Below are 20,425 nucleotides of genomic sequence, written 5' to 3'. Positions count from 1 at the left end.
TCCCGTAAACGCTCAAACGTACGTATACGAGACGGGTGGATCCGGCCACGGAGGGTGGCCGGACCTCCGGGCGGCCGTCAGTTCTCGCGTCGGCCGCGCATCGCCGCCTTCGCCACCACGCCCGTCGCCGCGAGGGCGAGGCCGAGCGCGCCGAGCAGCCACAGCCGCTCACCGTTGCCGCCGGTCTCGGCCATCGAGCCGCCGTCGTTCCCGTGCGGCCCGGGGGCCGGGGGAGCGGGGGAGGACTCGGCGGGGGCCGGGGCCCAGGTGGGGTCCACCGGGGTCGGGGTCGGCGTGGGGTCCACCGGCGTCGGGGTCGGCGTCGGGGTGGGCGTGGGATCCACCGGGGTCGGCGTCGGCGTCGGCCTGGGTGTCGGCTTCGGTTTCCCGATCGCCGGGGTCACCGCGCACGCCGGGTCCCGGCTGCCGTCTCCGCAGTTGGAGCGGGGTGTCTCCACCTTCACGCTGTTGCGGAGCTTCCCGTCGCCCGTCGGCGGGTTCTTGATCTTCACCGAGTAGGTGACGGTCACCGCCTTCCCGGCCGGGACGGTGCCCACGTACCCGATCTTCGGCGCCGTGTACGTCGCCCTGCCCAGGGTCGTCTTCACGTCGCCGTTGTAGTCGGCGTCGTCGAGGTTCCCGGCCAGATCGTCGCTGAACGCGGCGTTCGGATAGTCGAGCGTGCTGATGTTCTTCGCGGTGATCGTGTACGTGAGGGTGTCGCCCGGCTTCACCGTGCGCGGGCTCGCCGTCCTGGTGATCTCCAGGTCGGGGACCGGTACGGAGAAGGCGAGCGCGGAGGGCACGTAGGTGTCGCCGCGGGTGGTGAAGGTCAGGTCGGCCGAGGTCGCGCCCTGGGGGATGGCGCCGTCGGGGATGTCGAAGGCCTTGGCGTCGATGCTCAGGTTGTTGATCAGCTTGGGGGTGACGGCGCCGTCGTCCTCGCTGACGAAGAAGTTGCGGGTGTTGCCCGTGTGGGCCTCGGTGACGTTCTTGCCGTCGACGAGGAAGGTGTCCCCCGGGGTGTTCCGGTCGCCCTCGTACGCGGTGATGCCGGCCCGCACCTTGCCGCCGCTCCGGTGGAAGCCGTCCACGGTGATCGTGGTGGCGGGGGAGGTCGAACGCTGCAGGACATGGCCGCCGTACACGTACACGGTGCGCCGCTCGGGGGCGTGGACCGGATCCGGGCCGGGGAACTTGTGGACGACGGTCAGCGACCAACCCGCCACGCAGCCCTTGCCGTCGGGCGCCCAGATGTTGCCGACGGCCACCTGCGCGTCCGTCCCCGAGACGCCCGCGAAGGCGGCGGTCACGTCCGACTCGCCCGTGTAGTAGTGCGGGCCGTTGGTGTCGGCCGGGTCGGCGACCATGCTGTCGATCGAGACCGGGGCAGCCGCGGCCGAGCCGACCTTGATCAGCGGGGTGGTGGTCGTCGGGTCGCCGGGCGAGGGCTCGACATCCGTGCCGGAGATGTCGCAGCGCTTCAGCCGCGCCCCGCTCGGACCCTTGTACGTGCCGTCGTTGCCGCCCCAGAAGAGCCGGGCGTATGCGACCTCGGCGCCCGCCGGGATCCGCACGTGGCCGGTACTGGAGCCGTATCCGCCGCCGGTGCCGCCCGCGTCGATCCGCCGCATCACGAAGGTGTTGTTGTCGTCCGAGCCCTGGCCGCTCGCCGCGGTCGCACAGCGGGCGGCCAGGTCGGCGGGGGCGGCCGGGCAGCCCATCACCGTGTTGCCGATCGTGGTGAAGTCGCCGTACAGCGACTCGTCGTACCGCTTGCCGAAGGGCTCGACCACATCCGCCGCGGCCGGCCCCGCCGCGGTGAAGGCGAGCGAGCCCGCCGCCAGTCCTGCGGCCGCGACGACCGCGAGCACCCTGCCCAGGTGTTGTTGTCTGAAGCGCATAAAAGGGCAATGTAGGCAAAACGGATCATCATGCGGCGTTACGCCACGCGGTCGGGCCATGCGGTCAGGCCGTCCGGTCAGGCCACGCGGCGGTGCGCGTACTCCGCGATGTCGGCCATCGGCGGCCGCTCCTCCGTGTCCACGTCGTACGTCCGCGGCTCGAAGCCCTTCTCGCCCCGCTCGAACTGGGTCAGCCGCGGCCGCACCAGATGGCCCCGCGAGAGCCGCAGCTGCGCCGTCCGGTAGATCGCCGCCGCCATCCGGCCCAGCGCGAGACCGTCCTGGTGCCGGTGCTTGCGCACCCCCACGTCCACCTGTGCGAGCGCGTCCAGACCCACCGTGTGCAGGGCGTCCACGAGCAGCCCCAGCTCCACTCCGTAACCGACCGGGAAGGGCAGCCGTTCGAGCAGCGAGCGGCGGGCCGCGTACTCACCGCCGAGCGGCTGCACGAAGCCGGCCAGCTGCGGCCAGTGCAGATTCAGCAGCGGGCGCGCCACCAGCTCCGTCACCCGACCGCCCTGGCCGGCGGTCTTGCCGGAGGCGAGCCCGTTGAACTCGGGGCCGAAGGGACGGTCGTACATCGCCTTCACGAAGTCGACGTCCGGATCGGTGAGCAGCGGGCCCACGATCCCCGTCACGAAGTCCGCGGAGAAGTCCCGCAGGTCGGCGTCCACGAAGCACACGACGTCCCCGGTGGTCACCATCAGTGACCGCCACAGCACCTCGCCCTTGCCCGGCACGGCCGGTATCCGCGGGAGTATCGCGTCCCGCGCGACCACCCGCGCCCCGGCCGCCGCCGCCACCTCCGCCGTACGGTCCGTGGAGCCCGAGTCGATCACCACCAGCTCGTCGACGAGCGGCACCGCCTCCGACATCAGCTCGCGCCGGATCACGGCGACGATGTCACCGACCGTCGCCTCCTCGTTCAGCGCCGGCAGGACGACGCTGACCTTCGTGTTTCGCTTGGCGGCGAGGATTCGCTCCAGCGGCCGGTCCTCCACGGACCAGGACCGCCGGTCCAGCCAGCGCTCCACCTCTTCCAGCACGTGATCTCCATCTCGCGGTTCGGACGGCCGGTCCAAGCGTCCGGGCCTTCGGTTACAGTCTTGAACAACGCGGATGCCCGATGCACGTCGGGGTGCCGCCCGCGCCGGAGCGCAGGAACGAAAGTTCACCGCGCTTCACAATCGAATACCGCTCATCCAGAGGGGCAGAGGGAAACGGCCCGTTGAAGCCCCGGCAACCCTCCAGTCGGTTACTCGTCCTCCAGCGAGGCTCCCGGCTAGGGAAGGTGCCAAATCCGTCTCATGGCGAAAAATTCGTCATGGGAAAGATGAGGAGAAAGGGCCTCGCCTCCATGGCTGTACAGACTGTTACCCCCGCCACTTCGGTCGACCTCGGTCCCGCGTCCGGGCTCTCCTGTCGCGAATGCGGTGAAAAGTTCGCACTCGGCCCGATCTTCGCCTGCGAACTCTGTTTCGGACCGCTCGAAGTCGCGTACGACCTCCCCACCGGTGACCCCGAGGCACTGCGCAAGCAGATCGAGGCCGGCCCCGCCAACATCTGGCGCTACGCCCCCCTGCTGCCCGTCCCCGCCGACGTCGCCGACAAGCCGAACCTGAACCCGGGCTGGACCAAGCTCGTCCAGGCCGACAACCTCGCCCGCGAGATCGGCGTCGCCCCCGGCAAGCTCTTCGTCAAGGACGACTCGGGCAACCCGACCCACTCCTTCAAGGACCGGGTCGTCGCCCAGGCCATCGAGGCCGCCCGCGCCTTCGGCTTCACCACCCTCTCCTGCTCCTCCACCGGCAACCTGGCCGGCGCCGTCGGCGCCGCCGCCGCCCGCGCCGGCTTCCGCTCCTGCGTGTTCATCCCGCACGACCTGGAGCAGGGCAAGGTCGTCATGGCCGGTGTCTACGGCGGTGACCTCGTCGCCATCGAGGGCAACTACGACGACGTCAACCGCTTCTGCTCCGAGCTCATCGGCGACCCGCTGGGCGAGGGCTGGGGCTTCGTCAACGTCAACCTCCGCCCGTACTACGGCGAGGGCTCCAAGACGCTGGCGTACGAGATCTGCGAGCAGCTCGGCTGGGTCATCCCCGACCAGCTCGTCATCCCGATCGCCTCCGGCTCCCAGCTCACCAAGATCGACAAGGGTCTGCAGGAGCTCATCAAGCTCGGCCTCGTCGAGGACAAGCCGTACAAGATCTTCGGCGCCCAGGCCGAGGGCTGCTCCCCGGTGTCGGTGGCCTTCAAGGCCGGGCACGACGTCGTACGGCCCCAGAAGCCGAACACGATCGCCAAGTCGCTCGCGATCGGCAACCCGGCCGACGGCCCGTACGTCCTCGACATCGCCCGCCGCACCGGCGGCGCCGTGGAGGACGTCGACGACGAGCAGGTCGTGGCCGCGATCAAGCTCCTCGCCGAGACGGAGGGCATCTTCGCCGAGACCGCGGGCGGCGTGACGGTCGGTGTCGCGAAGAAGCTCGTCGAGAACGGGCTGATCGACCCGAACCTCACCACCGTCGTCCTCAACACCGGCGACGGACTCAAGACCCTGGACGCGGTGGCCGACACCTCTCAGGCGACCGCCACCATCCGCCCGAGCCTCGACGCGTTCCGCGACGCCGGCCTGGCCCTCTGAAAGGTTACGAAGACATGGCCGTGAACGTCCGCATCCCCACCATCCTCCGCACCTACACGGGCGGTCGGTCCGAGGTCCAGGCCGAGGGCGCGACCCTCGCCGAGGTCATCGCGGACCTGGAGAAGAACCACACGGGCATCTCCGCCCGCGTCCTGGACGACCAGGGCAAGCTGCGCCGCTTCGTCAACGTCTACGTGAACGACGACGACGTCCGCTTCGAGCAGGGCCTGGAGACGGCCACCCCGGCCGGCGCCGGCGTCTCGATCATCCCGGCCGTCGCCGGCGGCTGCTGAGCCGTCGCTCCGGCCACACCGGTTGTCCCGTCTTTCTTGAATTGCCCCTTCCGCGTCATAAAGCGGAAGGGGCAATTCTGCATGGTTGAGCGCGGTAGAGTTGGGGAAGTCCCCTCCGCTGCTCATGCCGGGCGCATATGAGAATGCGTCCCCGCACGACAAGAAGCAGCCAAAGTGCGTGTGCGATGTGTACCCTCTGCACGCTTTGCCGGGCCCGACTTGCCCCGTAACTCAAGGGATTCTCCCCAATTCGCCTTTCCGCGACGCCCAGAATTCTCGCTCGATTGACCTGTTGCAGAGGGCAGTTGGGCAGATACATTCAGCGGCGGTCGACGCGTTCCGGCGCAGGGTCTGACCCGGGTCCGCGAAGTGCGGTCCCGCGCAAGGGCCACAGTAATAGGGGAGTTAGGCATGGCTCAGGGCACCGTCAAGTGGTTCAACGCGGAGAAGGGCTACGGCTTCATCGCGGTCGACGGTGGTGCGGATGTTTTCGTCCACTACAGCGCGATCCAGATGGATGGCTACCGCAGCCTCGAAGAGGGACAGCGAGTCGAGTTCGAGATCTCGCAGGGCCAGAAGGGTCCGCAGGCGGACATGGTCAAGCTCGCCGTCTGAGCGCGGCGCGATCGGCCACCGACGCAACGCCGTCGAGGGGTCCGCATCCCTGAGGGGATGCGGACCCCTCGTGCGTTCCCGGACCCCTCCCGCGCCCCTCGCGCGCCCCTTCCGTCACCCCCTGCCCCGCATCCCGATCATCGAGAGTCGCTTGCACTCTCCTAGGGCGAGTGCTAATCATTGGCGTTAGCACTCGGAAGGTGAGAGTGCTACGAGGATCGGGCAGACGAGGCCGCCGGCCGGGTGGGGCAAGGAACCACGCGGAGCTACGGAGGCCGTCCGTCGCGGGCGTCGGCGCGGTCCTGGAGCGTTATCCACCCCATGTCCGGGAGGACCACTTCACATGGCCAAGATCATCGCGTTCGACGAGGAGGCCCGGCGCGGTCTCGAGCGCGGCATGAACCAGCTCGCTGACGCCGTCAAGGTCACCCTCGGCCCCAAGGGTCGCAACGTCGTCCTCGAGAAGAAGTGGGGCGCCCCCACGATCACCAACGATGGTGTTTCCATCGCCAAGGAGATCGAGCTCGAGGACCCGTACGAGAAGATCGGCGCCGAGCTGGTCAAGGAAGTCGCCAAGAAGACGGACGACGTCGCCGGCGACGGTACGACCACGGCCACCGTTCTCGCCCAGGCGCTCGTCCGCGAGGGCCTGCGCAACGTGGCGGCCGGTGCCAACCCGATGGCCCTCAAGCGCGGTATCGAGAAGGCCGTCGAGGCCGTCTCCGGCGCCCTGCTCGAGCAGGCGAAGGATGTCGAGACCAAGGAGCAGATCGCTTCCACGGCCTCCATCTCCGCCGCCGACACCCAGATCGGCGAGCTCATCGCCGAGGCGATGGACAAGGTCGGCAAGGAAGGCGTCATCACCGTCGAGGAGTCCCAGACCTTCGGTCTGGAGCTGGAGCTCACCGAGGGCATGCGCTTCGACAAGGGCTACATCTCGGCGTACTTCGCCACCGACATGGAGCGCATGGAGTCGTCGCTCGACGACCCGTACCTCCTCATCGTCAACTCCAAGATCTCCTCGGTGAAGGACCTGCTCCCGCTCCTGGAGAAGGTCATGCAGTCGGGCAAGCCCCTGCTGATCATCGCCGAGGACGTCGAGGGCGAGGCCCTGTCGACCCTGGTCGTCAACAAGATCCGCGGCACCTTCAAGTCCGTCGCGGTCAAGGCCCCGGGCTTCGGCGACCGTCGTAAGGCCATGCTGAACGACATCGCCATCCTCACCGGCGGCACGGTCATCTCCGAGGAGGTCGGCCTGAAGCTGGAGAACGCGGGCCTCGACCTGCTGGGCCGCGCCCGCAAGGTCGTCATCACCAAGGACGAGACCACCATCGTCGACGGTGCCGGTGACAGCGAGCAGGTCGCCGGTCGCGTGAACCAGATCCGCGCCGAGATCGAGAACTCGGACAGCGACTACGACCGCGAGAAGCTGCAGGAGCGCCTGGCGAAGCTCGCCGGCGGTGTTGCGGTCATCAAGGCCGGTGCCGCCACCGAGGTCGAGCTCAAGGAGCGCAAGCACCGCATCGAGGACGCCGTTCGCAACGCGAAGGCGGCCGTCGAGGAGGGCATCGTCGCCGGCGGTGGCGTGGCCCTGCTCCAGGCTTCCTCGGTCTTCGAGAAGCTCGAGGCCGACCTCTCGGGCGACGAGGCCACGGGCGCGAACATCGTGAAGCTGGCCCTTGAGGCCCCGCTGAAGCAGATCGCGGTCAACGCCGGCCTCGAGGGCGGCGTCGTGGCGGAGAAGGTCCGCAACCTGCCCGTCGGCCACGGCCTGAACGCCGCGACCAACGAGTACGTCGACCTCATCGCCGAGGGCATCATCGACCCGGCGAAGGTCACGCGCTCCGCGCTGCAGAACGCCGCGTCGATCGCCGCGCTGTTCCTCACCACCGAGGCCGTCATCGCCGACAAGCCGGAGAAGGCGTCCGCGCCGGCCGGCGGCGGCATGCCGGGCGGTGACATGGACTTCTGATCCTCCGGGATCGGTTGTTCATCGCTGAACGCGAACGAGGGCGGCACCCCCACCAGGGGGTGCCGCCCTCGGGCGTTTCACGAGAGTCGATCAGCGCACGTCGACGTAGTCGGCCCACGAGAACGGCGACGTGAAGTGCGTGGCGTCCCCGTAGTACCGGAGGCGCCACGTACCGTCGACGGTCGCCTTCGCCTTGAGCGAGATCTTTCCGTCGGCGGCCGGGCGGCCGGTGGCGACCTGACGCCAGGCCGTCGAACCCTTCGCCTGGAACTGCAGGGCCACGGACCCGCTGCCGAACGTCCGCCACGCCCCGCTCGTGTAGTGCTGGAGCGTGCCCGTCGCGGTCACATAGGCGCCCTTGCGGACCGGCTCGGGGCCGGCGTTCATGCCGACGATCCGGGTGGAGGTGCGCACGAGGCGGAAGACGTTGCTGCTCGACTCGGCGTACGCGTCGCTGGTCAGGTGACGGACGCGGTAGTAGCCGCCGGTGCTCTTCCCGGCGACGGAGAACGACGTCCAGTAGCCGTCGCTCGTCTGCGCACCGGCGAGCTTCCGCCAGCCGGTCTTCCCGTCCGCCGACTGCTCCAGCTGGACGTACTGGGCCCCTCCGGTGGAGCGGGTGCCCAGCGTGTACCGGGCCCGGAAGATGCCGGCCACCGAGACCCGGCCGTCGGCGGCCAGGCTGCGGGAGAGCAGGTCGATCCGGGACTCCCACGGCACGGCGATCCGGCCGTTGACCGCGGTGTACTTCAGGAACGGGTCGGCGGTCCGGACCTGCCAGTACTCGTCGTAGGTCGAGAGCCCGGAGGCGGCGATCAGTCGTACGGAGAAGCGCCCGTTCGCGTCGGTGAGGACGGTCGTGCCGTACGGGGTGTTGCTCGTGTACTCCCCGAGGGAGACCTGGAGGGTCTGGCCCGCGAGCGGGGCCTGCCCGGCGGCCGTGTCGGTGACCCGGCCGCTGATGGTCACGGCCTCGCCGCTGAGCGCCCGCTTCTTGTCGGCGGTGGCGGTGATCTTCACCGCGCGCCCCGTCACCTCGTACACCCGGCGCGTCTCGGCGACCGAGCCGTGCACCTCGGTGCTGTCCTCGGAGAACGTGGCCTCGAAGGTGGCGTAGGCGTCGTTCACGGGCATCGGGCTGCCGAGGAACGCGCCGGTGGCGTCGGTGACCACGGTCGTGGCGGAGCCCGGCGTCGTGTACGTGGGTGCGACGGTGATCGTGCGGCCGGACAGCGGCACCGCGTCCCCGGAGCCGGGCTGGATGCCGAGCAGCGTGCCCTTCGGGCGCGCGTTCCGGTCGTCCCAGGCGGGGGTGCCGATGCCGAAGGTGTCGAACTGCGGGCGCAGCCGGAAGTCCAGCGTGCCGGCGTCGGTGCGGGTGAGCTTGTTGCCCAGCGAGTCGGTGGCCGTGACGTCGATGGCGTACGTGCCGAGGGCCGGGATGGTGCCGCCGTCCTCGGTCAGCCGCAGTGCGGCCTCGGCGGGCAGCACGAACCGGCCCGCGGTCAGCGGGTCCCAGGGGTTGCCGGGTGCCAGGGCCGGGATCTCGGCGAGGACGGTGTCGCCCTGCCGGATCCGGGCCGACACCTTGGCGACGGTGGCCCGCGGGGCGTCGGTCCAGGCCGCCACCTTGAACGTGCCGCGCTGGGCGTCATCGGTGAGGGCCGGGCCGATGCCGATCGGGCCCGGGGCGGCCGCAGCCGCCTCGGCGCTGCCGATCGGGGCGGTGCCGGTCAGGGCGGCGGCGGGCAGGGTGGTGACGGTCAGCGCCGCGACGGTGAGCACCGCCGCGAGGGAGAGGCGTCGGCGGAGGTCAGCGCGCATCGATGTACTTCGCCTTCGTCTCGCTGTAGAAGTAGCCGGCCGGCGGCTGCAGGACCGTGGCCCAGGAGCCGTCTTCGTAGGCGGTGGCCCGGTAGCTGAACTTGCCGCTGCTGTTGGTGGAGATGCTCTTGGTCACCCAGTACCAGGTGTTCTCGCCCTTGGGCTTGAACAGGAGCGTCAGCTTCACGCCGGGGAGCGGCTTCCAGACCCCGTTGACCTTGCGCTGGACCGTTCCGGAGACCGTCATCTTGCCGTTCACCGTGGGCCGGGTGGGGCTGATGGTGAAGGCGGAGAAGCGGGTCTCGGAGCGGGCGAGGCGGACGGCCGACCCGGTCTTGGCCACGAACCGGTCCGTCTCCGTGTGGTGGACCCGGTAGAGGGCGGTGGTGTAGCCCCAGGCGGAGAGGGTGTACGCGCAGTAGTTGTCGGTGGTGCCGGAGCGCAGGGTGCCCCAGGTGCGCCCGCCGTCGCGGGAGACCTGGAGGGCGACCGGCTGCGTCCTTTCGCAGTACGTGTTGCCGCTGCCGAGCCTGCCGGTCGCGGTGACCTTGCCGTACGCGTCCAGGGACATCTTGTAGGCGCCGTACGAGAACTGCTGCGGGACGACGATGTCGCTCTTGTCGTACGGGCGGGGCGTGCCCGCGAAGTACGGCGAGGGCCGCAGCGAGGTGAAGATGTCCGCGGTGGCGTAGGTCGGGCGGGCGTTGAAGGAGAAGGTGCCGTTCGCCGCCGTGTTGTTGCCGCCGATCACGTTCGACGCGGTGTTCTCGTACTGGGGCTCGCGGCTGGTGGCGACGACGGGAACGCCCGCGAACGGCTTCCAGCCGGCCGGGGTGAGCCGCTCCACCCGTCCGCTCACGCGCACGTCGGTCCCGGCGAGGACGCGGTACTTGCTGATGTTCGTGGTGATCCGGTACTTGAGGGTCGCGTCGGCGGGCAGCCACGGCAGGGAGGCGGCGTCGTCGGGGTCGAGACCCGGTGTCGTCCCCACGATCTTGGCCGTGCCGCCGGTGACGGTGCCGTTGGGCGTGACGGGGAGCGAGAACGTCCCGTCGGCGCCCACGGTGGCGAACGCGGTGACGGTGCGCGTCGTGATGTTCTCGATGGGCAGACTGACCTGCACCTTGGTGCCCTCGGGGGCGGTGGTGCGCTCGCCGGTCGCCGGGTTCCACAGGGTGGTGGTGCCGGTGAGCACCGCCTTGCGGTGGTCCCAGTCCGTCGAGGAACGGTCGTAGGACAGGTTCCCGACGCCGATGTGCGGCAGATGGTCGTAGGTGCCGGCGGTCCACTGCTTGGTGGTCTCGCCGGGCAGGCGGTAGTCCACCCTGATCGGGTAGCTGCCGAGTGCGGTGCCCTCGGGCAGGGTGAGCGGTGCCTTGGTCGTCAGCCAGCTGCCCTTGGGTTCCACCTCCTCCGTGGAGGCGAGGACCGCGGCGTCGGCGGCGGTCGAGGCCAGGACGCTGACCTTCACCCAGAGCGCGGTGCTGGGCAGGGTGACGGTGTAGCGCCCGTCGTCCTCGGTGGTGCCCTGGACGGCGGTCCAGTCCGCGTGTGCGGCCGGGGCGTGGACGACGGCGGGCACGATGACGCCCGCCGAGAGTGCGAATACGGCTGCGGCACGCACGAGGGCGTGCGGAAGCCTGCGCGTAGAGCGCGGCAAAGGGGACCCCCCACAGGTCTGAAGACGGCGGCTGCGCCATGGTCGAGGCGGCCGCGTGGCAGAACTTTAGCGCTCACCTGTTGAACATGTTCACTTGGTTTAGAAAGTGCTCGGTCGGTTTACGAAAGTGCTCGGCCGGGGCGTCGGGGGGATCCTGGAAGTGCCCCTGCGTGAAGGGAACGGACCATGGTCACCCTCCTGACGACGCCGGCCGACCGCGAGCTGGTCATCACCCGCACCTTCGACGCCCCGCCGGCCCGCGTCTGGGAGGCGTGGACGGTCCCCGCGCACGTGCGGGAGTGGTACGGGGTGTCCGCGCTGACCACGACGGTCCTCGACATCGACCTGCGGGTGGGCGGCGCCTGGCGCTGGGGGCAGACCGCCCCCGACGGTCAGCAGATCGTCTTCTCCGGCACGTACGAGGACGTCGTCCCGGTCGAACGGCTCGACTACACAGAGGTCTTCGAGCAGATGCCGGACACCGCAGCGGTCCGTGTCACCCTCACCTTCGACGCCACCCCGGACGGCGGTACGGCCCTGACCAGCACGTCCTTCTGGCCGTCGAACGAGATCAGGGACCAGGCGCTCGCGGCGGGCATGGAGGCGGGGGTGCGGGAGCAGTACGACCGCCTCGCGGAGCACCTGACGTCGATGTGAGGGCCGGCCGGGCGGATCAGTGCCCGCCACCCCTCTCATCCACGCCGAGGAGGGCCTTCGCGATCGGCTCTCCGGTGCGCTGGGCGCGCACCAGGCCGGCCTTGACCTCGGAGAGGGTGCGGGGGCGGTAACCGGGCCCGCCGAAGCAGCAGTTCTTGTGGAACCGGATGCCGGCACGGAGGACGACGGACAGCGCCCGCCAGGCCGAGACGTCCCGGCGCCGGGGCGGCGCGAAGGCGGACCCCACGTGGATGAGGGCGCGCGCACAGCGCGGACACCGCCGCTCGCGCGCCCTGTCGTACGGCTCCGGGTACGACTGCTTGTACGAGGCGCGGCACGGCAAACAGACGTATGAAGTCCTCGCGTGGCCCATGGAGTTCAGGGTAGGGGCGCCGGGTGCCCGCCCCCACCGGATTACGGGCGTCGGAAGAGGGCGGTCCAGAGGAAGGATTCGCCGAAGAACGGGGAGTCGGCGGGCTCGTCGCGCATGCGACGGATCTCGACCTCGGTCAGTCCGGACCGTGTCAGGTCCGGGGTGGTCGGGCCGGGCTCTGTCGGGTCCGGCTCTGTCGGGCGGGGCTCTGCTGGGCCGGGCTCTGTCGGCTCGGCGAAAAGGGTGCGCAACGACGTGTCCGTATAGGCGAGTCCACCGTCGAGCCGGCCCTGCCGGTAGAAGTCGGCGTCCGGTAGTTCGGAGCCCATGCCGCCCTCCCCGGCGGCGAACGCGGTGAGCGCGAAGTGCCCGCCGGGCGCGAGGACGCGGTCCAGGAACGCGAGGTAGCCGACGCGGCGGTGCGGCGGCAGGTGGTGGAAGCAGCCGGAGTCGTAGACGAGGTCGTACGGTCCGTCGAGGCCGGTGCCGGGTGCGAAGGCGTCGCCGCGGACGAACCGGATCCCGGTGGTTCCGGCGTCCCGGGCGCGTTCCTCCGCCCACCGGATGGCGGTGGGGGAGAGGTCGACGGCGTCCACCCGGTAGCCGAGCGAGGCGAGGTGCAGGCTGTTCCGCCCGGGCCCGCACCCGAGGTCGAGGGCCCGGCCGCCGCCGGCCGGAAGCAGCCCTCGCTCGCCGTACGACACGAGGTTCTCGTCCGGCTTGGCGACGAAGAAAGGCACCGGTTTGTCCCGGTCGGCGTAGAACCCGTCCCACCAGTCGGCCCCACCGTCGGACCACCGGTCGGCCTCGGGTGCGAACAGCCCGTCGAGCAGGGTGAGTACGTCCTCGATCGTACGGATGTCACGGTTGTTCAGGTCCATCTGGATCCCCCTCCGAGTCTCCCCTCAGGGTAGGGGGCGGAGGGGTGAAAGCCCAGGTCAGGGGTGATGTGCGGGGGTGTTCTGCAGGTGCTGGGCGGGCTGCGGCCGGGGGTGGAGCCCCGAGGGGTGGCGCCCCGGGCGCGGGCTCCCGGAAGGTGGCCTCCAGGGCCGGGAAGAGGGCTTTCCGGCCCGCGCGCAGGTGGGTTTCTGGCGCGTTTGATTCGCGTGAATGTACGATCCGGCTGCCGACAGGGGGGGTCCCGCCGGCCCCGGCCCGCGCGGTCCACTTCGCCCTGTCGTGCCTGCCTTGCCTGCCTTGCACGCTTGCCTGTCGGGCCTGTCGGGCCTGTCGGGCCGCCCCCCTGTGTCGCTTCCGTCTGCATGCTTCACACCCGCACGAGGGGACACACGTACTTGTCCGTCCGAAGAGCCGTCGCGCTCGCACTGAGCGCGACCCTGGGCTTCACCGGCCTGACGGCCGCAGCCACCGCACCCGCCGCCGTCGCCGCCACCGGGTCCGATGCGCCGTACGACGTGACGATCGCCGCGAGGCCCACCGTCGCACCGCCGCACCAGAGCCTGTACGCCGCCGGGACCGGCCTCCAGACATGGGGCGACGACACCGAGCAGACGCTGCGCTGGCAGAGCTTCCAGGACGGGCGGGTCGCCGAGTTCGGCGCCTGCGGCTATCAAGGCTCCGACGCCGTCTTCCACGGTGACAAGGTCGTCTGCCTCGGATCCGCCGGCAGCGCGACCACCCTGCACGACTTCGCGACCGGCGTCACCCGGTCCCGGTACATCCCCGAAGGCCACAGGCTGCTGCCCGCCTTCGGCCCGGACCGGCTCCTGAGCTACGCCCCCGGCGCCGATGGCTCCACCTCCCTCCACCTCCTGGGCGTCGGCCCCGGTGCGCTCGCCGACCTGGAGGTGGACCTCCCGGGACGGAGCAATGAACGGCCCGAGGTCATCGCCTTCGACGGCGTCGGCGCACTCGTCCGGTACGGGGACGGCATCGGCAAGGCGCTCGGCCTCGTCGACTTCGGCACGGGCGGATTCGTCGGCGTGCCCGGCAAGCCGAGCGCCCCCGGCAACCTTCTGGCGTCCCTCAGCGCCGACTGGATCGTCCAGTACCACGAGTACGAAACCTCCGAGGCCTTCGTCGTCTCCCGCAAGGACACCGGCGACCAGGGCCGGACCGTGAAGCTGGTGACCGGAGCCGCCGGCACCTACGCGTCGCTCGCCGTCCTCGGCGACTGGATCGTCGGCAACTACACCGATACCGACACGTACGGCCCGCGCCCGCTCAAGGCCACGTCGATCACCGGCGCCCGGCGCGACCTGGGCATCCTCGCCGCCCCCGGCTCCGGGATCCTGACCGGCTCGGACGCCGACGTGTACGTGGTCGGCGGCACGGACTCCGCCCACTGGGGCGTACGCCGCGTCTCCCTCGACGCCGCGCGCCTCCCGGTCACCACGCAGGTCCTGGCGACCCCGCCCACCCCCGTCGAGCGGTCCCGCCTCTCCATGGCGAACGGCCGTCTCGGGGTCGAGCACACGGACAAGTCGTGGAGCCACCAGGGATACGACCTGTCCCTCACGGCCCCGCGCAAGACCACCCCGACCTGGAGCTGCGAAGCGGAAGATCCGCTCTGTGGCGCGCTGACGCCCACCGGTGACGGCCGCCTGGTCGGTGTCGGCCAAGCGGACGGTCCCCCCGTCGGCGGGGGGTCGGAGCCCTGCTACAGCTGCGTCGTCGAGGCCACCGTGGCGACGCCCGGCGGCACCACGCGGACCTTCACGCTGACCTACCCGAACAGGATCAGCCGGCCCGAGACCGTGGGTGCCACCGGCCGTTTCGTGCACTTCGTCGGCACCGAGGGCGGCTACCGCCGTTCCTACGTCGCCGACATCGAGACGGGCAAGGTCGTCAAGACCGGCAACATGAAGGCGTCCCTGTGGGGCGACCGGATCTGGACGGCATCCTGGGACGACGACACCGTCTCGGCGGTCGACGTGCGGACGGGCGCCGTCGTCGAGAAGATCGCCCTCGGGAACGGTTGCGTCAACCCCGACATCAGGGCCGTCGGCAAGTGGATCTCCGCGCTCTGTGAGGACGGAGACTCGGTGACGGTCTACAACCGCGAGACGAAGGCGAAGATCCCGGTCCACCTCCCGATCACCATGATCGGAGAGGAACTGCACCTGGGAGACGGGTTCCTGGCGTTCAACGGCTATGAGGCAGGCGGGCTCCAGACGATCGACGTCCGATCCGGACGGCCCGTCCTCAAGCACATCGGCCACGTGCCGGAAAGCCACCCCGGTCCCGACGACGGCTGGACGGTCGACCGCTTCGGCGGCGGCATCGCCCACATCGACGACCAGCAGGCGATCCACATCGTCGGCCTCGGTGGTGTCACCAGCCGCCTCACCACGTACGACAGGGCCACCGCGACGTCCGTCAACCTCAGGTCGGGCGCCTGGAAGCCGCGCTGGTGGCTTTCCAAGCCCGCCGGCTCCTGGTCCCTCGTGCTGAAGCACAAGGCCACCGGCAAGGTCGTCCGCACCCTGACGGGCGGCGAGGCCCGGGGTCTCGTCGCTCCGGCGTGGGACGGCAAGGACACGGCGGGCCGGTACGCCGCCAACGGCGCGTACACCTGGACCCTGACCGCCAAGCCCGCCGACGGCCAGGGCGCCGACCTCGTCCAGACCGGATCGGTCGGGGTGACCGGCGGCGCGACCGTCTGGCGCGACCTCGCCGGGGACGACGGTTTCGGTGACCTGCTGGTGATGGACACCGCGGGCCTGGTGTCCATGTACCGGGGCACGGGCACGGGCGCGCTCTCGGCGCGGATCGCCGGTACGGGAACGAAGTTCGCGACCTCGTCGGTGGCCGTGCCGTTCGGCGACGTGAACGGCGACCGGTGCGCGGACGTGCTGGTGCGCGTCGGCGACCAGCTGCGCGCCTACCGGCCGGGCTGCGGAAAGGTGGTCTCGGCCTCCTCGCCGTACACCCCGGTCGGCACGGGCTGGGCACAGTACGACGTCCTGACGTCCCCGGGCGACGCGAACGGTGACGGGTTCATCGACCTGATCGCACGTCAGGCCTCCACCGGCGACGTGTACTTCTACGGCGGTACGGTCGACCACCGGGTCAAGTCCCGGGTGAGGATCGGCGCCGACTGGAAGCTGTACAAGAAGCTCTTCGGCGCCGGTGACCTGAACGGCGACGGCCGCGGCGACCTGCTCGGCGTGGACGCGGCGGGCGTGCTCTGGCGGTACTACGGCACGGCCACCGGCGGCGTCACCGCGCGCGTCAAGGTCGGCGGCGGCTGGGGCGGCTACTCCTCCCTCGTCGGCACCGGCGACCTCTCCGGCGACGGCCGCACGGACCTCGTCGCCCGCGACACCGCCGGCAAGCTGTGGCGGTACAGCGGCACCGGGACCGGTCTCTACGGCACCCGGGCCCTGATCGGCACGAGCGGCTGGAACACGTTCAAGACGCTCTCCTGACGCTTCCCCGTCCTGCCCCACTTGATCCGCTCCACCCGAGGGCCCGGCCACCACGGCCGGGTCCTCGGCGTGTTCCGGGGGCGTTCCGGTGCGGTCCGCCATCGCCGTCCCCGCCGGAGGAAAGGCGCCAATCTGGCAGACGTCCCGCCCGCACGCCCCCGTGCACCCCGGCCGAAAGCCCCCGGGTGTGAACCCGGTCGTATCGGCCCGGACCGGCCGTCGGCGCCGAGCGCCGCTGTCCGGTACGTGTCACGGACGATTGGCCGGAGTCCCGGGTTGCCCCCGATCCGGCCCACCGCTAGCGCTCTTGGCGGCAGCGGCCGCACTCCCCATCATCGCCCTGGGGTGGGCCGCCGCACCGGCCCTCAGCGAGCCCTTCGGGGAGGCGACGACCGTGCAGCCGACCGACGTTCCTGCGTGGGTGAGGGCGAGGGGGGACGGGTGACCGTCCACACGGGTCACCGCCTCGGCCGACTCATCGCCGACCGCACCGGGCAACCCGCCCTCGCCCACGACGCCGACGTCGTCGGCCGGGTCCTGCCCTTCAGGATCGGCTCCCACGCCGCCGACGAACTCATCGACTGGTCGCGCGCCCCAGACGACCCCCTCTACCGGCTCCTCATGCCCCACCGCGACCTGCTCGCCCCCGCGGACTTCGCCGCCGTCGAGCAGACCCTCCGGGACGGCGACCGGGACCGACTGCGGCTCGTCGTCGACGGCCTGCGGGAACGGCTCGACCCCCACCCGGCCGGCCGGGACGGCGGGGAACTCCGGCACCCGTACCCGGAGACGCTGCTCGTCCTCCCCCACCAGGGCCCCGGCCAGGGCCGGACCTGCCCCAGCCACTGCGCGTCCTGCTTCCGCTGGCCCCACTTCACCGGCGACCCGGCGCGCGGGCGGGCGCTCGGCGGACCCGGAGCGATGACCGCCCACCTGGCCCGGCACCCGGAGATCACCGAGGTCGTCCTCGACGGCGGGGACCCGCTGCTGATGCGGACCGAGCTCCTCGATCCGTACGTCACGCCGCTCCTCGACCGGCCGCACGTCCGGACGATCCACATCCGCACCAAGGCCGTGTCCCTCTCCCCACAACGCTTCCTCGACGCCCCCGACGTCGACGACCTCCTCCGCCTCCTCGAACGCGTCGTCGCCTCCGGCCGCCACCTCACCCTGCTGCTGCACGTCTCCCACCCCCGGGAACTCCACCCGGAACCGACCCGCCGAGCCGTCGGCCGCCTCCTCGCGACGGGAGCGGTGCTGCGCACCCGAGGCGCCGTCCTGCGCCACGTCAACGACGACGCCGGAGTCTGGGCGCGCCTGTGGCAGGAGCAGACCGAGCTGGGCCTCGTCCCGCACCGCATGCTCGTCGAGCGCGGCACGGGCGTGCGCCGCTGCTTCGGCCTGCCGCTGGCCGCGGTCGTGGATGTCCACGGGGAGGCGGTACGGCGGGCTCTGGGGCCGGTGGGTCGGGGGAGCGGACCAGTGGTCGGCCCGGTGGGCGGCCCGGTGATGTGCACGGAGCGCGGCCCGCTCGCCGTCGACGGGATCGTCCAGCTACGGGACGGCCCCGCCTTCGCCCTTCGCGCGCTCCGGACCCGCGGCCCCGCCCCGGCCGGCACGGCGGCGTACGCCCGCTTCGACCCGACGGCGAGATGGTGGGACGAGCTCATCCCTTACGGGCCCCGGGACCGGATCCTGATCCCGGGGGAGCCGCTGACGCCGGAGGACGTGGTGGGCTGAGGCCTCCCGGAACGTCAGGCGGGCGGGGCGAGCAGGGCCTCGTCCTGTCCGGCCCGGCGCAGGGACTCCGCGACGAAGCCGTTCGCCTTCAGCTCCTCGACGGTGGCGCGGAGGAAGGCGACGGTCTCCGGGGCGCGGGTGACCGTCGTCCCGACCGCCTGTCGGATCTCCATGAACCGGCCCTCGATCAGGCGGACTTCGGGATTCCGTGCGACGTACGAGGTCATCGGCTGCCGGATGCCCGCACCCGCCTCCAGCCCCTCCTCCCGGAACGTGTCGACGCCCTCCTCCCCGCGTACGACCGTCGCGTGCGCGAGGGATCGGGAGAGGAACAGGTCGTACGCGGAACCCTGCTTGACGCCGATCCGGACGCCGGGCGCGTCCACGTCCTCGACCGTGGTGAGGCCGGAGCCCCGCGGGACGGCGTACACCCCCTCGATGACGACGTACGGAGCGGTGAACGCCACCTCCGTCTCCCGCGCGGGATCCACGGCGAGGAAACAGAGGTCCGCCCGGCCGTCGGCCATCGCCTCGAACGACTTCCGCGCCGCGTCGAAGCAGAGCAGCTCGACCGGCAGACCGAGCCGCGCCCCGATCTCCCGCGCCAGATCGACGGTGATCCCGGACGGAGCCTCGGGGGTGCCCTGCGCGAGCACCGGGTTCCCGAGATTGACGGAGGCCCGGAGGACGCCGGTGGGGGCGAGGTCGGCGGCGAGAGCGGGGGCGGCGGAGGGAGCGGGGCTCGGCGTGGTCGTCATGAGGACGGAGTCTAGGGAGCCTCGGGAACGGGCTCGCGGTGCAGCGTGTCGAGGAGGGCCAGGTCCTCGGTGGTGAGCCGGAGCGCGCCTGCGGCGACATTGGCGGCGAGGTGGTCGGGGTCGCCGGTGCCGGGGATGGCGAGGAGGTGGGGGCCCTGGTGGAGGGTCCAGGCGATCCGGACCTGGGCGGGGCTCGCACCGTGCGCCTCGGCGACGGCGAGGACCTCGGGGCTCTCGGGGGCGGTGGCCCCGCCCTGACGGCCGGCGGCGGCGATGGCGTAGAAGGGTACGAAGGCGATGCCCTGTTCACCGCAGAGACGCACGAAGTCCGCGTACTCGGGGCGGACCCCGATCCCGTACATGTTCTGCACGCAGACGACGGGGGCGATGGACTGCGCCTCGGCGAGCTGCTCGGGGGTGATGTTGGAGACGCCGAGATGCCGGATGAGGCCGGCCTCGCGGAGCTCGGCGAGGGCGCCGAAGCGCTCGGCGATCGAATCGGTGCCGACGATACGGAGGTTGACGACGTCGAGGTGGTCGCGGCCGAGCTGGCGCAGGTTCTCCTCGACCTGGCCGCGGAGCGCTGCGGGGGTACGCGCGTGCTCACTCCAGGCACCGGAGGCGTCCCGGCAGGGGCCGACCTTGGTGGCGATGACGAGGTCGTCGGGGTAGGGGCCGCCGAGGGCGCTGCTGATCAGCTCGTTGGCGGAGCGGAGCGGGGAGAAGTAGAAGGCGGCGGTGTCGATGTGGTTCACGCCGAGGTCGACGGCCTTGCGCAGAACGGCTATCGCCTCGTCGCGGTCGCGGGGCACGGCCTGCTCGACGAGCGCCTCACCGCGCTGGGGCAGCCGCATGGCCCCGAAGCCGACGCGACGGACGGTGAGGTCACCGAGGGCCCAGGTGCCTGCGGCGGAAGCGGGGGTGGTGGGGGTGGGGGTGGTGGTCATGCGGGGGATGATCCCCCAGGGGCGGGGCGGCTGCCATCGGATATCGGTTTGCCGTCGGCGGAGGCGTCGGATAGGAAACGTGCATGCTGACGGGTAGCAAGGTCGGGCTCAGGGCTCGGCACGAGGAAGACATCCCGGTCCTGCGGACCGAGCTCTACGACGACGTGGTCAACGGCTCGCGGGCCGAGAGTCGGCCTTGGCGGCCGATGACGCCCGGATCCGAGGACTCGCGGCTCGTGGTGGACGACAAGGTGGAGGGGCACGTCCCGTTCTCCGTGGTCGAGCTCGACGGCGGCACCTTGGTCGGGACGGCCACGTTGTGGGGGATCGACAACCACAGTCGGTCCGCCCACATCGGCCTCGGGCTGTTGCCGGCCTGTCGCGGCAAGGGGTACGGCACCGACGTCGTCGCGGTGCTCTGTCACTACGGGTTCGTCGTGCGTGGTCTGCATCGGCTGCAGATCGAGACCCTGGCGGACAACGCCGCGATGCTGCGGTCCGCCGAGCGCAACGGCTTCGTCCGCGAAGGCGTGTTGCGTTCCTCGGCCTGGGTGATGGGTGAGTTCCTCGACGAGGTGTTGCTCGGACTTCTCGTGCGGGAATGGAAGCCCGACCTCAAGGGGTAGGGGGCGCCCCTTGGCCGCTGA

16 protein-coding genes and 1 riboswitch are annotated in these 20,425 nt (G+C 71.1%); of the genes, 8 read left to right on the top strand and 8 right to left on the bottom strand.

Annotated elements, in window-relative coordinates:
• Positions 1-77: 77 nt before the first annotated feature.
• Together OG259_RS19065 and OG259_RS19060 are read right to left on the bottom strand one after the other, a co-directional pair.
• A complete protein-coding gene (locus OG259_RS19065; RefSeq protein WP_328943368.1) occupies positions 78-1,904 on the bottom strand; it encodes a DUF7927 domain-containing protein in 1,827 nt (608 codons plus the stop codon).
• 77 nt (positions 1,905-1,981) lie between these two features.
• Positions 1,982-2,950, bottom strand: coding sequence for a glucosyl-3-phosphoglycerate synthase (locus OG259_RS19060; RefSeq protein ID WP_328943367.1), 969 nt, complete (start codon positions 2,948-2,950; stop codon positions 1,982-1,984).
• Positions 2,951-3,099: 149 nt separating this feature from the next.
• Positions 3,100-3,244, top strand: a riboswitch (SAM riboswitch).
• Between OG259_RS19060 and thrC the strand changes: the two genes are divergently transcribed.
• From thrC to groL, 4 genes are all read left to right on the top strand, one after another.
• Positions 3,238-4,548: a threonine synthase gene (thrC, locus tag OG259_RS19055; protein ID WP_328947122.1), complete on the top strand. Its 1,311-nt coding sequence runs from the start codon at positions 3,238-3,240 to the stop codon at positions 4,546-4,548. (Overlaps the previous riboswitch by 7 nt.)
• Positions 4,549-4,562: 14 nt before the next feature.
• On the top strand, positions 4,563-4,841 hold the full coding sequence (locus tag OG259_RS19050) for a MoaD/ThiS family protein (protein ID WP_328943366.1): 279 nt from the start codon (positions 4,563-4,565) through the stop codon (positions 4,839-4,841).
• A gap of 411 nt (positions 4,842-5,252) precedes the next feature.
• Complete coding sequence (locus tag OG259_RS19045; RefSeq protein ID WP_015035246.1) at positions 5,253-5,456, top strand: cold-shock protein; 204 nt, start codon at positions 5,253-5,255, stop codon at positions 5,454-5,456.
• 343 nt (positions 5,457-5,799) lie between these two features.
• Positions 5,800-7,428 carry a chaperonin GroEL gene (gene groL / locus OG259_RS19040; protein WP_017238234.1) on the top strand — a complete coding sequence of 543 codons (1,629 nt, stop codon included), beginning with the start codon at positions 5,800-5,802 and terminating at the stop codon, positions 7,426-7,428.
• Between the two features lie 90 nt (positions 7,429-7,518).
• On the opposite strand, the gene OG259_RS19035 is transcribed toward groL, so the two are convergent.
• Positions 7,519-9,252: a hypothetical protein gene (locus OG259_RS19035; RefSeq protein ID WP_328943365.1), complete on the bottom strand. Its 1,734-nt coding sequence runs from the start codon at positions 9,250-9,252 to the stop codon at positions 7,519-7,521.
• Positions 9,242-10,876 (bottom strand): hypothetical protein, encoded by a 1,635-nt coding sequence (locus OG259_RS19030; RefSeq protein ID WP_328943364.1) that lies wholly within the window; start codon positions 10,874-10,876, stop codon positions 9,242-9,244. Before OG259_RS19030 ends, OG259_RS19035 begins: the two co-directional genes overlap by 11 nt.
• Positions 10,877-11,098: 222 nt before the next feature.
• Here OG259_RS19030 and OG259_RS19025 point away from each other — a divergent pair, with 222 nt between their 5' ends.
• Positions 11,099-11,569: an SRPBCC domain-containing protein gene (locus OG259_RS19025; protein WP_328943363.1), complete on the top strand. Its 471-nt coding sequence runs from the start codon at positions 11,099-11,101 to the stop codon at positions 11,567-11,569.
• Between the two features lie 16 nt (positions 11,570-11,585).
• Here the strand turns inward: OG259_RS19025 and OG259_RS19020 are convergent, their stop codons facing one another.
• Both OG259_RS19020 and OG259_RS19015 read right to left on the bottom strand, forming a co-directional pair.
• The gene (locus OG259_RS19020; protein WP_328943362.1) at positions 11,586-11,942 is read right to left on the bottom strand and encodes a deoxyxylulose-5-phosphate synthase; all 357 of its coding nucleotides are present in this window, start codon (positions 11,940-11,942) and stop codon (positions 11,586-11,588) included.
• 41 nt (positions 11,943-11,983) lie between these two features.
• Entirely contained in the window at positions 11,984-12,823 is an 840-nt protein-coding gene (locus tag OG259_RS19015) for a class I SAM-dependent methyltransferase (RefSeq protein ID WP_328943361.1), read from the bottom strand.
• A 414-nt stretch (positions 12,824-13,237) separates the two neighbouring features.
• On the opposite strand from OG259_RS19015, the gene OG259_RS19010 reads away from it, so the two are divergent.
• The gene (locus OG259_RS19010; protein WP_328943360.1) at positions 13,238-16,333 is read left to right on the top strand and encodes an FG-GAP-like repeat-containing protein; all 3,096 of its coding nucleotides are present in this window, start codon (positions 13,238-13,240) and stop codon (positions 16,331-16,333) included.
• A gap of 441 nt (positions 16,334-16,774) precedes the next feature.
• Positions 16,775-18,073 (top strand): lysine 2,3-aminomutase, encoded by a 1,299-nt coding sequence (locus OG259_RS19005; protein ID WP_328943359.1) that lies wholly within the window; start codon positions 16,775-16,777, stop codon positions 18,071-18,073.
• Between the two features lie 14 nt (positions 18,074-18,087).
• Here OG259_RS19005 and OG259_RS19000 read toward each other — a convergent pair whose 3' ends face one another.
• A complete protein-coding gene (locus tag OG259_RS19000) occupies positions 18,088-18,831 on the bottom strand; it encodes a transporter substrate-binding domain-containing protein (RefSeq protein WP_328943358.1) in 744 nt (247 codons plus the stop codon).
• Between the two features lie 11 nt (positions 18,832-18,842).
• Positions 18,843-19,778 carry an aldo/keto reductase gene (locus OG259_RS18995; protein ID WP_328943357.1) on the bottom strand — a complete coding sequence of 312 codons (936 nt, stop codon included), beginning with the start codon at positions 19,776-19,778 and terminating at the stop codon, positions 18,843-18,845.
• Positions 19,779-19,861: 83 nt separating this feature from the next.
• Between OG259_RS18995 and OG259_RS18990 the strand changes: the two genes are divergently transcribed.
• Positions 19,862-20,404, top strand: coding sequence for a GNAT family N-acetyltransferase (locus OG259_RS18990; RefSeq protein WP_328943356.1), 543 nt, complete (start codon positions 19,862-19,864; stop codon positions 20,402-20,404).
• The last annotated feature ends 21 nt before the right edge of the window (positions 20,405-20,425 follow it).

The sequence above is a fragment of the Streptomyces sp. NBC_00250 genome (assembly GCF_036192275.1).
GTDB lineage: Bacteria > Actinomycetota > Actinomycetes > Streptomycetales > Streptomycetaceae > Streptomyces.
Note: the sequence above shows the minus strand (reverse complement) of the source record. Positions and strands in the feature narration are given on the sequence as shown.

What these genes read in the sequence shown, in the direction of transcription:
- OG259_RS19065 (WP_328943368.1), bottom strand. Translation starts at nt 1,904, where the DNA reads ATGCGCTTCAGACAACAACACCTGGGCAGGGTGCTCGCGGTCGTCGCG.
- thrC (WP_328947122.1), top strand. Translation starts at nt 3,238, where the DNA reads ATGAGGAGAAAGGGCCTCGCCTCCATGGCTGTACAGACTGTTACCCCC.
- OG259_RS19050 (WP_328943366.1), top strand. Translation starts at nt 4,563, where the DNA reads ATGGCCGTGAACGTCCGCATCCCCACCATCCTCCGCACCTACACGGGC.
- OG259_RS19045 (WP_015035246.1), top strand. Translation starts at nt 5,253, where the DNA reads ATGGCTCAGGGCACCGTCAAGTGGTTCAACGCGGAGAAGGGCTACGGC.
- groL (WP_017238234.1), top strand. Translation starts at nt 5,800, where the DNA reads ATGGCCAAGATCATCGCGTTCGACGAGGAGGCCCGGCGCGGTCTCGAG.
- OG259_RS19035 (WP_328943365.1), bottom strand. Translation starts at nt 9,252, where the DNA reads ATGCGCGCTGACCTCCGCCGACGCCTCTCCCTCGCGGCGGTGCTCACC.
- OG259_RS19025 (WP_328943363.1), top strand. Translation starts at nt 11,099, where the DNA reads ATGGTCACCCTCCTGACGACGCCGGCCGACCGCGAGCTGGTCATCACC.
- OG259_RS19020 (WP_328943362.1), bottom strand. Translation starts at nt 11,942, where the DNA reads ATGGGCCACGCGAGGACTTCATACGTCTGTTTGCCGTGCCGCGCCTCG.
- OG259_RS19015 (WP_328943361.1), bottom strand. Translation starts at nt 12,823, where the DNA reads ATGGACCTGAACAACCGTGACATCCGTACGATCGAGGACGTACTCACC.
- OG259_RS19000 (WP_328943358.1), bottom strand. Translation starts at nt 18,831, where the DNA reads ATGACGACCACGCCGAGCCCCGCTCCCTCCGCCGCCCCCGCTCTCGCC.
- OG259_RS18995 (WP_328943357.1), bottom strand. Translation starts at nt 19,778, where the DNA reads ATGACCACCACCCCCACCCCCACCACCCCCGCTTCCGCCGCAGGCACC.
- OG259_RS18990 (WP_328943356.1), top strand. Translation starts at nt 19,862, where the DNA reads ATGCTGACGGGTAGCAAGGTCGGGCTCAGGGCTCGGCACGAGGAAGAC.